The 10,436-nt window shown below is 63.6% G+C and carries 9 protein-coding genes; 2 read left to right on the top strand and 7 right to left on the bottom strand.

Going from position 1 to position 10,436, the window contains the following annotated elements:
* Positions 1-1,446: 1,446 nt before the first annotated feature.
* The 5 genes from O9255_RS13730 to O9255_RS13710 form a co-directional block, all read right to left on the bottom strand.
* Positions 1,447-2,730, bottom strand: a complete 1,284-nt coding sequence (locus O9255_RS13730; protein ID WP_297867434.1) for a DNA sulfur modification protein DndB — start codon at positions 2,728-2,730, stop codon at positions 1,447-1,449.
* Between the two features lie 275 nt (positions 2,731-3,005).
* Positions 3,006-3,683, bottom strand: coding sequence for a class I SAM-dependent methyltransferase (locus tag O9255_RS13725; RefSeq protein WP_297867433.1), 678 nt, complete (start codon positions 3,681-3,683; stop codon positions 3,006-3,008).
* Positions 3,684-3,708: 25 nt separating this feature from the next.
* Positions 3,709-4,944: an MFS transporter gene (locus O9255_RS13720; RefSeq protein ID WP_297867432.1), complete on the bottom strand. Its 1,236-nt coding sequence runs from the start codon at positions 4,942-4,944 to the stop codon at positions 3,709-3,711.
* Positions 4,941-5,795 (bottom strand): hypothetical protein, encoded by an 855-nt coding sequence (locus O9255_RS13715; RefSeq protein ID WP_297867431.1) that lies wholly within the window; start codon positions 5,793-5,795, stop codon positions 4,941-4,943. Before O9255_RS13715 ends, O9255_RS13720 begins: the two co-directional genes overlap by 4 nt.
* 2 nt (positions 5,796-5,797) lie before the next feature.
* A complete protein-coding gene (locus tag O9255_RS13710) occupies positions 5,798-6,559 on the bottom strand; it encodes a hypothetical protein (RefSeq protein ID WP_297867430.1) in 762 nt (253 codons plus the stop codon).
* Between the two features lie 76 nt (positions 6,560-6,635).
* Here O9255_RS13710 and O9255_RS13705 point away from each other — a divergent pair, with 76 nt between their 5' ends.
* Together O9255_RS13705 and O9255_RS13700 are read left to right on the top strand one after the other, a co-directional pair.
* Positions 6,636-6,968 (top strand): hypothetical protein, encoded by a 333-nt coding sequence (locus O9255_RS13705; RefSeq protein WP_297867429.1) that lies wholly within the window; start codon positions 6,636-6,638, stop codon positions 6,966-6,968.
* 61 nt (positions 6,969-7,029) lie between these two features.
* Positions 7,030-7,326, top strand: a complete 297-nt coding sequence (locus tag O9255_RS13700; protein WP_297867428.1) for a hypothetical protein — start codon at positions 7,030-7,032, stop codon at positions 7,324-7,326.
* 192 nt (positions 7,327-7,518) lie between these two features.
* On the opposite strand, the gene O9255_RS13695 is transcribed toward O9255_RS13700, so the two are convergent.
* The gene (locus O9255_RS13695) at positions 7,519-8,760 is read right to left on the bottom strand and encodes a hypothetical protein (protein ID WP_297867427.1); all 1,242 of its coding nucleotides are present in this window, start codon (positions 8,758-8,760) and stop codon (positions 7,519-7,521) included.
* A 302-nt stretch (positions 8,761-9,062) separates the two neighbouring features.
* Positions 9,063-10,211, bottom strand: coding sequence for a Fic family protein (locus O9255_RS13690; RefSeq protein WP_297867426.1), 1,149 nt, complete (start codon positions 10,209-10,211; stop codon positions 9,063-9,065).
* Positions 10,212-10,436 lie beyond the last annotated feature (225 nt).

The following is a 10,436-nucleotide window of genomic DNA, read 5'->3' as shown; positions in this document are numbered from 1 at the left end:
ACCCTCCAGCTCCTGCGGCGTCTTGTATCCCGCCGTCAGCTCGTCCAGCATCGCTTTCGATAACGCCATGTCGCTGCTCCTCGCGGGGTCACCCGCAGTCTCGCTCAAAGGGCAGTTACACAGTTGACGTTACAGACTCGGTGCAGTACGTCGCGCATGTCGAAGGAGGCAAGTTCGACTATCGCGAACTATGGCGGCAGATTCTGGAGAGGGACAACGTGCGACCCTCATACTCTCCACGATGGGAGCGCATCCCTGAAGATCGCGGGGTCGCCATCGATGAAACAGGCTTCCAGATTGCTGGCCAGGAGTATCTGGCTCTGTGTGCCGCAGTGTTCAACGAAGCAACACAGGTGTCAGCCCCCCTGATTGCGCTTCGGGACAGCTATCTCGCCGATCCATTTGCCGACGGCAAGAAAAGAGACATTGCAAAGGAGGGCTTGCACTACGCATCAGCAAATCGAAGCCTTAGGGAAAGCGTAGTCAAAGTAGTTTCGGAGCTTCCTTTTCGTGCGTACATAGTCGTCTGCAAGGTTTCCAAGGACTATGAGTCAACCTACTTGACGGCCCTCTACTCGCTGATCCAAATCGTGGCTGCTCGATGCGATAGAAAGGTCCTTAGCATCGACGTCGAGAACAATCCCCGAGTGAGCAGGGCGAAGACAGAGGCGGCCATCCGCGGTGTTGTGCAAGGCCTTGACGCCGCAAACTCACGAAGGCCTCTCCGAATAGAGCGACTAGCTATCGCGGACAAATCTCATGTGCCTTGCTGGATTGCAGACACAGTTCTTGGTGTTTTTCGGGCGTATTGCGAGAGTGTCCTTGATGCAGACCCGTCATCACAAAGGAACCAGTTCGAACGTGTAAGGCATCGAATCTCCTTAGTCCTGAATCTTTCCGATCAAGCTTCTTACTCCCGACGCAGGCCACTCACACCTACGGCAGTTCAGGCTTGGTCGCCCCCGCCCCCTTAGTCCTCACTTGCCTCAATTCGATTTGCATAAAGCTGCAGTCGCTGTATTGCGTCTGAGATCAGCTGCCGTATGTCATGGTCGTTGAGCTGTCGAGGAAATCGGAGCACTGCCTCTAGACTCGTGAGCGCCTCATCTATTTCCTCGAGATCTGCACGAACAAGTTCAGTCTTGTCCCTCCAACGACAGAAATGAGTGACTTCGTGAGCGGCCGCCGCTTGCAAACTAAGGGATGAATTCGGGTCAACAACCGATTGGCCCGGGTAAATGTCTTCCCCAAATGTAACCTCGCAGTCGCCACCATCCGGGTCAGCCGCAGGAACTCGAAACACAGTTCGACCGCCCGGCACGTAGCGCACTACCAAGGTTGGATCAAGGCCAAGAAAGGTGTTGAAAACGCGGCGAATGTCCCCATCAGAAAGCGGCTGATTGTTTCGACCCGCAAGGAGAGACTCTCGATTGGGCATATCGAAGCCTACCTAGCAGACAGAAAGCCGAGGTCTTCCGGACGCCGCTCAAGCGCGATCAACTGCCTGAGTATTCGCCCACACTCGCTGCGAGCGCCGCCGGTGTTCACAACCGTCAGCCGGTCACCCGAACTTCCCGGCTTTACCACTCCGACTTCTTGCCAAAGCGGATTTGCCTTGCTGAAAAGGTCGCCAGACCACCTCCCAAACCGATAGCTTGGAACGGCGCTAAGCATCGCAAGTCTGCGATCCCAATCCTTGTTTGCGGCAACCTGCCCCTTCTTGGCCAAGTCTTCGTTGTATTGGCGCATGAGTGACGCATACCCATGCATCATGACCGCCGAATCCACAATCAACTCATCTCGTACGCGCCTGCGCTCGGTCAACTGAAGATGTGCAAGCTCATGACGGATCGCAGCGAGCCGGTCGTAGAAGTTCGCAGCTACAAGCGCCATACCCTCCAACTCCGACGCGTCAACCGTTGGCTCCGGCGAAAAGCTCTTCATCATCTCGCGCAACGTAGATAGCGTTACGACCTGACGATTACCTGCAGTCAGTCGATCAGTAACCCTGTTGACATTGCCGGCAAGCGCTTTCGATCGATCGATTGCGAGCTTTGCAAGCAACGAAAGGTCGTCTGTCGTAGTGAGGTCATATCCCTTCGACTTTGCTGTAGGCGCCGACCTGTTGTTTTTGTCAAAGAAATAGTTGCCCTCGTCTTCCTTCGTGAGGAAGTAAAGCTCAACCTTGAACTGCTTATCGCCCTTGAACTTTGGATAGTCTCTTGGAGCGTCCCGCCACAAGCGAGTTGCCTTCAGGATCGCTTGATGGCGATGGTGAGAGTCAGGCAAGTAAACGCGCCCCGCGTAGATGAAAATGCTTGCTGAACACTCGTCCCAAAATGCTTCGAAGGTGCCTGGTCGAAGGTTCCAGATGAGTGGATTCAGAAATAGCTTGTCGCCGGAGAGAAGCTTCTCAACCATCTCATCGGCATTGGCTTCATTGAAAACATACTTCCGACGGTCCGGATACCCAGCTTGAAGAGAAATCTCCCGAGAAGGTAGGGGATCGACTCCAGGGACAATTCCGCGTTGAACGTCCTGGTCCGTCCAGATCAGCCCGGACTCAGCAGCGTCGGCGAGCTCTTCGCCCGTGATCGTAAAGGTTGCCATCAGGTCTGAGCCCGTCCCAGTCCACTGCACATCCGGGCACGTAAAGCGACCGGTATATGTTTTCTTTGCTGCCGTCTTCTTGGCGGCATCAAGAAATCCGCTGATGCTCTTAATGTTCATTTCGTTTGGCATCTTTTAGGTGTGTTGAGGTCAGGCGGAAAGCAATGAACGCATCAGGCGGGGCGTTCTCTTGAGTCAAGCAGGTGGCATTGATTCGGAGCAGCGCATTTCTCAGCCTCTGCACTAAAGCGCAGGCTGCAATTATCAGATTGCCGATGCCTCTGTCACTCGTCAAACAGAAGGCCTCTGAAGCGCTTCGAAGCGCAGATCTCTTGTGATCACTTCATTCTTCACGACATTACGTCTGAAGAATCAAAGAACCCTCACCGTAGCCATCACCGCTTCGTACAAATCGGCACCACGATGGTCTTGTCCTTCCAGTACAAGCACTCTCCCGGCGTATCGACCTCGCACACTTCCGCGACGACGTCGGTGAACCCCGCATCCGCCAGCGCCTGCCGATGCCGCGGTGAGAAGTCGCGCACTTCATCCGAGAAATAGGTGAACACGCCGCCGGGCTTGAGCAGGCGGTGCGCCTCGGCGAAGAAGAACCAGTGCGCGGCCACCTCCTCGCCCTGCGTGGGGTAGGTGTCGAACAGGATGCCGTCGAAGCTGCCGGGCTCCAGTTGTGCGGTCACCTCCTGCCAGAAGCCGAACATCGGGGTCACGTTCGGGTGCTCGGCGGCGAAGGCCTGCAGGCGCTCGAACACGCCGGCGTTCGCTTCGATGATCACGTGCTCGCGCAGCGGGTGCGCCTGCACGTGGCCGGCCGAGATGCCCATGCCGAAGCCGAGCTCCAGCACGCGGCCGCCGCCGCGCGCGGCCACGTCGGCCAGGGCCTTCATGTAGTTGTCTTCCCAGTCCTCCATCACCGGGTGGCCGGCGATGGTGAGCTTGCCGTCCTTGTACACGGCCTGCTCGTCGCGCCAGTCCTCGCGCTTCGCGGGGAAGCCGATGTCCAGCATGGTCTGGTAGTGCGGGTTCTCGCCGACGGCGTCTTGCGGCTTGATCATCGGGGGCCTCGGCGGGTTCGGGGTTTCAGCGGATGGGGTAGCGCGTGAGCGCGAAGGTGAAATACAGCACGCAGGCGAACATCAGCACATAGGGCAAACCATCCACCTGGAAGGCCTGCATGGCCACGCCGATGGCGAGGATGCCGAAGATGCCGCCCAGCGCCTCCATGATCGAGGCCATGCCATTGGCCGCCACCTGCGCGTCGCCCTCGAAGCGCTCGGCGATCACCGTCAGGCAGATCGAATACAGGCCGCCCATCACGCCGCCCCACACGAACAGCAGGCCGCGCGCCAGCCACAGGTCGTAGATGGCCATGGGCAGGCCCACGGCGGCCACCAGCGAGAGCAGCACGAGGGCCATCATCACGTAGCGGCGGTCGAAGTGGTCCGACACCCAGGCCACCGGCATCTCCAGCGCGATGGCGCCGAGCATGAAGGCCGAGAGCAGTAGGGCCGCCTGCTCGAAGGCGAGGCCGTTGTTCATGCCGTACAGGGTGATGAAACCCTGCAGGCCGAGGATGGTGGCGCCGGTGAGCGCCAGCGCGAACATCGCGGCCGGCGCCTGCCGCAGCGTGGGCAGCAGGCGGCCTTGCCCCGGCCGCTCGAAACGCGGCGCGAGCACGCGGCCCAGCAGCAGCGGCAGCGCGGCGAGGGTGCTCAGCATGGCGCTCAGCATCAGCGCGATGCGCGTCGTTTCGGTCACCAGTTCGTCCGGGTGCAGGCCGAGGTGGGTGTCGGCCAGCGCATCGATGGCTTGCAGGCTGGGCATCAGCAGCGCGCCCACGGTGTCGAGCTGGTTCACCAGCACCGGGCCCAGCGCCAGGCCCACCGAGATGGCGGTGCCGTACATCGCAATCGACAGGCCGCGCGCGCGTTCGAAGGGAATGCTGTTGATCCAGGTCTGCAGCAGGGTGCCGAACAGCACGTTGCCCAAGCCGTGCAGCGCCACGAACAGCAGCCAGTGCGGCACATCGACCACATACGTGAGCAGCAGCAGGGCCGGCAGGCGGATGGCGGTGGAAACGAGCAGCCAGCTGTACAGGCTGGCCAGGCCCAGCAAACGGCCCAGCGCCCCGCTGACGATGAAGACCGAGACGAACTCGACCGCCATCACCACGCCGATCACGCTTTTGTCGATGCCATAGCCTTCCAACGCGGTCGGGAAGATCACCGCATTGATGCCGACGGAGATGGCCTGCAGCAGGCTGGCGAGGACGATCAGCGCCGCCGCGATCGCCGCCCGCTGCGAGGCGTCGCTCATGCCGAGGGGCCCGTGGCGTCGTCGTGGCCGGCGTCGAGCCGCGCCTGCATGGCCTGCAGGTCGTCGTAGAGCGCGTTGCGCCGGTGGTGCAGCACGAGGATGAAGCGGCGCAGGAACCACACCGCCGAGCCCATCAGGAAGGCGATGAAGAAGGCGGTGACCAGCGCGCGCCGGGTGGCGCGCTCGATGGGTTCGAGGCGAGCCAGGTACGCCGACACTTCAAGGTCGAGCCCGAGCACGCCGATGGCCTGGCCGTTCGCGTCGCGCAGCGGCACGTAGGCGCTGACGAAGCTTCCCCACTCGTCGGTGTAGGGCTCGGCGCTGGCGCGGGTTTCACCGCTGCGCAGGGCTTCGACGATTTCCGCGGGCGGGTCGTCGTAGGCCTGAAGCAGGGCCACGCGCGTGTCCTCTTCGCCGGCGAGCGGCGGAAGGGTGGCATCGAGCACGAAGCGCACGGTGTCGCCATCGAGCACGGCGGTGTAGAGGAAGGCGATCTGCCGGTCGGCCTGCTTGGCGCGGATCAGCAGCTGCTCGGCAGCGATGAAGCCCGGCGTGGTTTCGATCTCGACGCGGTCGAAGCCGCGATGCGCTTGCACGTCCACCAGCGTGGAGAGCACGTTCGCGGTGCGCAGCAGGCCCTGGCGGATTTCCTGCTTCTGCGCCTCGAGCGCGCGCAGGTGGATGAAGCTGACGGTGATGAAGGTGGCCAGCATTACCGCCACGAACACCACCACGGCCTCGAACAGCGGACGGATGCGGTAGCGGCCCGGCGCGTGCTTGGCCAGCAGCGCGGCCAAGGTGGCGCGGTCGAGGGCCGGCGTGGCGCCCTCGCGCGGCGAACGATGCGCCATGCTCAGGCGCCCGCTTCGTCGGGCAGGGTCACCCGCGGCGGCGCCTGCGGGCGCAATTCGCCGAGGTCGGCGAGGAATTCATCGACATGCGCGTTCATCTGCGCGGCGGTCACGGCCAGCCCGCGCGGCGCGCGGTCGTGGCGCAGCAGGAAGAGCGGCAGCGCGCGGCCGCCGAGCACGCCTTTCAGCACGCCGAGGCCCAGCCAGCGCACGGCCTCGGTGTCGCCGAGCTCCAGCATCAGCAAGGCCAGCGGATACGAGAGCGCCACTTCGGCCCCTTCGGCATGGCTGCCGAGGCGGAAGCCGAAGTCGATGTCGGGGCCGAGCACGTCGACGTACACCCCGCCCTCGGGGCCGCCGGACATCTCGGGGATCTCCACCTTCATGTTGCGGCCGGAGACATCGGCGCTCCAGGCGATGCCGCGCAGCTTCAGGCCGTAGTCGGCTTCGAGCGTGCCGCTGTAGCGCGCCACGGCGGCGGCGAAACCGCGCAGCACGCGCTGGGCGTCCTGCCGCGTGCGCGGCGCAGCCACGAAGACGATCTCGTCGCCGATCACCTTCCACACGCCGAAGGGCACCAACTCCTCCGCATCGGCGAAGGCCATGCCGATCTCGCCGGTGAACACGAGCGGGAACTCGCGGAACAGGCGGGCGAAGGGCGGGATCCAGCCGGAATCGGCCGCATGCGCCTGCTTGAAGGGCGTCGAGCCGACGACGTCGACCGACAGGAAGAGCAGCGTGCCATCGACACTGGAAAGCAGCATGGGAAACCCCCACGGAACGGCGCAAGAGGTAGGGTACACGGGCCCCGAAAGCCTGGGGCCTACCAAGGAACCCCATATGCGCCTTGCCCGCCCCTCCTCCCTGCTCATTGCCCTGCTTGGCCTCGCGTTCGCCGGAAGCGTCGCGGCCGAGGACCTCGAGTTCGAACTGACCAACGACACCTCCGGCGTGCTCACGGAGTTCTACGCGTCGCCAGCCGACGTGGGGGATTGGGAAGAGGACATCCTCGGGGCAGACGTGCTGGGCGCGGGCGAGAGCGTGAGCATCACCATCGCCGACGGCCGCACGCAGTGCGCGTACGACATGAAGTTCGTGTTCGACGACGGCAGCGAGACCACGGTGGCCGCCGAGGACCTCTGCGAGACCGGCAGCTTCACCATCACCGAGTAAACCGCCGGGCCAAGGCGGGGCGCGGCAACACTGCGTTCCCGCCCTGATCTCGCCGCATTGGATGACGCGCGGCCTGTGGCTCACCGGCGCGAGCGCACCGCGAACGATCCACGATTTCGGCGGCTTCGACCACGGCGCCTGGGTGCCGATGCGGCATCTCTACCCGCAGGCCGACGTGCCGATGGTGCAGCGCTCGATGCCCGCCAACCTCGATGCGCGCACCGCCGCCGCGCTGGGCGCCGCGCTTCGACCGCTGCGCGAGGACGGCGTGCTGGTGGTCGGCTCGGCCAGCCTCACGCACAACCTTTACGAATTCGACATGGCGGCAGGCGAGCTGGGCAACGTGGAACGGCTGTAGGGCGGCTGCCGGCATGGCGCGCTGTCGATGCACGCCTTCGTGTTCGCTTCAGGAATTGGCGCGCCCGGAGGGATTCGAACCCCCGACCCGGCTTTGGGACGCCTTGAAAGTTGAACTGTCCCTGCATCTCCGGAGGCTGCTTTCTTTGAGTCGCGCCACGCTGGCGTAACCAGCGCGAGGCCGCTGCAACGATCAGCGTGCTGCGAGAGGAAGCCCGACACCCGCGCGAACGAAGCGTTCGGCCTTGGTCGATCCAGCACACAGCGCCTCGACGCGCTTCCGTAGCGCATCGTCGCTGACGCCGGCCGCCGCCGCCGCCGCTTGGCAGGCCCGCCATGCCATGGCGACATCGAACGCATCGATCTCGTAGCCATAGCCTTTGGCAATCCAACCAAGGGCGAGCAGGCCAGCCTCCAAGGCGAACCCGGGTTGCTTCTGGGCGAAATCACGAGCCGCCCGCGCCAAGGTCTTCGGATCGGTCGGGCTGCTGGCGGCCAGCCGCAGCGCCACGTCGTAGAGGCCCGCACTCTTCGCGGCGGCGAACCACTTGCCTTCGCTGCCGGGGTGGGCTTCCACCAGATCCGCGACGAGTGTGGCCTTGTCCTTCTCGGGGTAACGGGCCGCCAAGGACTTCAGCGTGGCGAGGTTCGTGTGCCGCTGATGGGCTTCCATCGCGTATTGCCGATAGGCGCGCTCGCGATCGCCTAGGTCCAGCAGGATCGACTCGCAGGCCTCGGCGATGGCGTGCCGATAGCGGCCACCCGCGTAGGCGCGCTCCGCCATCGCGAGGGCAGCTTCTTTCTGGCCTTGGTCGAGCAGAGCCTTCACGCCCCACTGGAGGTAGTCCCACCAACTGTGGGTGTGCGGGGACTCCAGCAAGGTCAACAGCTCGGCATGCCGACCGGCGGCATAGAGGCTGGACAGGCAGGCATCCGTCCCGGGGAACCAGGCGTCGCCCTTGGCTCGCGACGACCAGGACGCCCGCAGATCCGGGAGGAAGCGGTCCGCCCACGACGAGGCGACTTCGGGGCTACCGCACAAGGTGCCCCAGTGGTCGCCCAAGCCCTCGATCCACGGCATCTCGTCATCGAGGATCGCCTGCCACAGGCGCTCCAGCCAGCGATCGCGGGTCTTGCAGGCGACGTCGACCGAACCGATCAGGCGCGCGAAGTCCTCGAACACCCCACGCAGCTCGGCCTGGAGCCGGCCGGAGGAATCGTCGACGTTCTCGAAAGCGGGGGAGATCTTCTCAAGCAGGCGGACAGCGCCTTCAGCGGCGAGCGCCGGGTCATGGCGCTGGACCGCGAGGATCTCCGCCTCGGCCTCGCCGAGACGCCGCAAGGCGATATCCGACTTCCAGCCGAAGGCACCGCGACGGAAGCGCTTCGCGAAGGTCCACGCGGGGGAAGAATGCTTGGTCGGGGATTCGGGCATTGCCGCGCCTTTACTCATTCCGGCACCTGCGGGAAATTGGCGCTGTCCCAGATCTGTCCCCAATTCGTCCCAGAGGGAAATGGCGCGCCTGGAGAGATTCGAACCCCCGACCAACGGCTTCGGAAGCCTTGAAAGTTCAACGATGGCGATAGGTTGCATTATGCCCAAGTCGATGCAACACGCGCTCCGGAGCTTTCGCGGCCGTGAGCGACGCTGGACGCCAACGCCGATTGCAATCGATTCTCGACCTTCGACAAGCGGCCTGCCGACCCATCAATCTGAGTAAAGGCCTCGTCGTTGCCTCACCGGGAGAGCAGCGCGATATAGGCCTGGTAGCTGTAGACACGGTTCTTCTTCTGCCCGGTCAGCTCGGTGAGGATGCCGAGATCCTCAAGCAGCTTCACGGCGGCGCTGGACGTTGGAAACGTCGTCTCCAACCGCTGGCGAACGTGCTCGACACTGAAGCGCGGCATCATCGGCAGCAACTCGAACAATCGATAGCTGATCGGCCCCGCCTTCGGGGACTCCAGCAACCGCTTGCGATCGGCCGTGATCAGGCTGGCCAAATCGATGATGCTGCGCTCGGCATCGCCGGAAGCCGCCACGACACCGTCGAGGAAGAAGGCAACCCATCCCTCCCAGTCGCCCTCGCTGCCGATGGCGGACAGGCGTCGGTAGTACTCCGCCTGATGCTGCTTGAGGTAGCCGCTCAGGTACATCAGCGGCTCGGCCAGCAGGCCCCACTGCTCCATGAGCGCTGCGATCAGCAGACGTCCGATACGACCTTTGCCATCCAGGAAGGGATGGATGGTTTCGAACTGGGCATGGATCAACGCAATCCGGACCAGCGGTGACAGCTCGGGGTCGGCAACATGGATGAAACGCTCGAGATCCGACAGCAGATCACCCACCTGCTGGGGCGGCGGTGGCACGAAGGCCGCGTTGCCGAGGCGCGTACCGCCAATCCAATTCTGCGAACGCCGAAGCTCGCCGGGCTGCTTGCCAGCACCGCGCGCACCACCCAGAAGCAGCCGGTGGGCCTCACACAGGAGACGGACACTGATGGGCAATCCCTGCGGGTCGCGCAGTTGCCCTCGGACCCAACGAAACGCGCGGAGGTAGTTGGTGACTTCCTCGACGTCGTCGGTGTTTCTGAGCTTCAGGCCCGCCTCGTCGTCGAACAGGTCGGTGAGGGTCGCCTGGGTGCCCTCGATCTGCGAGGTCAGCAGCGCCTCCTTCCGGATGGCGCTGTAAAGCAGCCAGTCCACCGACGGGACCAGACCCGACACACCCGCCAGACGCGCCAGAGCCAGTTCAGCCTGCCGGTTCAGTTCGGCGAAGGACGCTGAGGCGAGCGGCGGTTCCGTTGGAGGCAAGGGTCGGGGCACGAAGGCGCGGACGGACTCGCCCAGCGTGGTCGTGATGGCTTCGGTGCCGGTGGTCCGGGTCATTGAAAGCGCGCTTTGATTTCCGAAATCACACTAAAGCACGCTTTACTTTATCTCGAAAATATTAAAGCGAGCTTTCATATGCTGGCGGCGAGGTCAGCGTCGCTGAGAGGCGATGTACGCCAGCAGCCGCTTCAGCCGCGGCGCCGGATTGGCGAACTTGACCTTCTGCTCGTCGAACGCCTCGGGGTCGAAACGACCGCGCCGCCCCTTCTGGCCGCTCGCCCA

This window comes from Silanimonas sp. (assembly GCF_027530345.1).
In the GTDB taxonomy this organism is placed as follows: Bacteria; Pseudomonadota; Gammaproteobacteria; order Xanthomonadales; family Xanthomonadaceae; genus Silanimonas.
Note: the sequence above shows the minus strand (reverse complement) of the source record. Positions and strands in the feature narration are given on the sequence as shown.

Bases quoted from the DNA above. Each gene is read 5' to 3' on its own strand.
- O9255_RS13690 (WP_297867426.1), bottom strand. From the start codon at position 10,211: ATGACCCGGACCACCGGCACCGAAGCCATCACGACCACGCTGGGCGAG.
- O9255_RS13695 (WP_297867427.1), bottom strand. From the start codon at position 8,760: ATGCCCGAATCCCCGACCAAGCATTCTTCCCCCGCGTGGACCTTCGCG.
- O9255_RS13705 (WP_297867429.1), top strand. From the start codon at position 6,636: ATGCGCCTTGCCCGCCCCTCCTCCCTGCTCATTGCCCTGCTTGGCCTC.
- O9255_RS13710 (WP_297867430.1), bottom strand. From the start codon at position 6,559: ATGCTGCTTTCCAGTGTCGATGGCACGCTGCTCTTCCTGTCGGTCGAC.
- O9255_RS13725 (WP_297867433.1), bottom strand. From the start codon at position 3,683: ATGATCAAGCCGCAAGACGCCGTCGGCGAGAACCCGCACTACCAGACC.
- O9255_RS13700 (WP_297867428.1), top strand. From the start codon at position 7,030: ATGACGCGCGGCCTGTGGCTCACCGGCGCGAGCGCACCGCGAACGATC.
- O9255_RS13730 (WP_297867434.1), bottom strand. From the start codon at position 2,730: ATGAACATTAAGAGCATCAGCGGATTTCTTGATGCCGCCAAGAAGACG.
- O9255_RS13720 (WP_297867432.1), bottom strand. From the start codon at position 4,944: ATGAGCGACGCCTCGCAGCGGGCGGCGATCGCGGCGGCGCTGATCGTC.
- O9255_RS13715 (WP_297867431.1), bottom strand. From the start codon at position 5,795: ATGGCGCATCGTTCGCCGCGCGAGGGCGCCACGCCGGCCCTCGACCGC.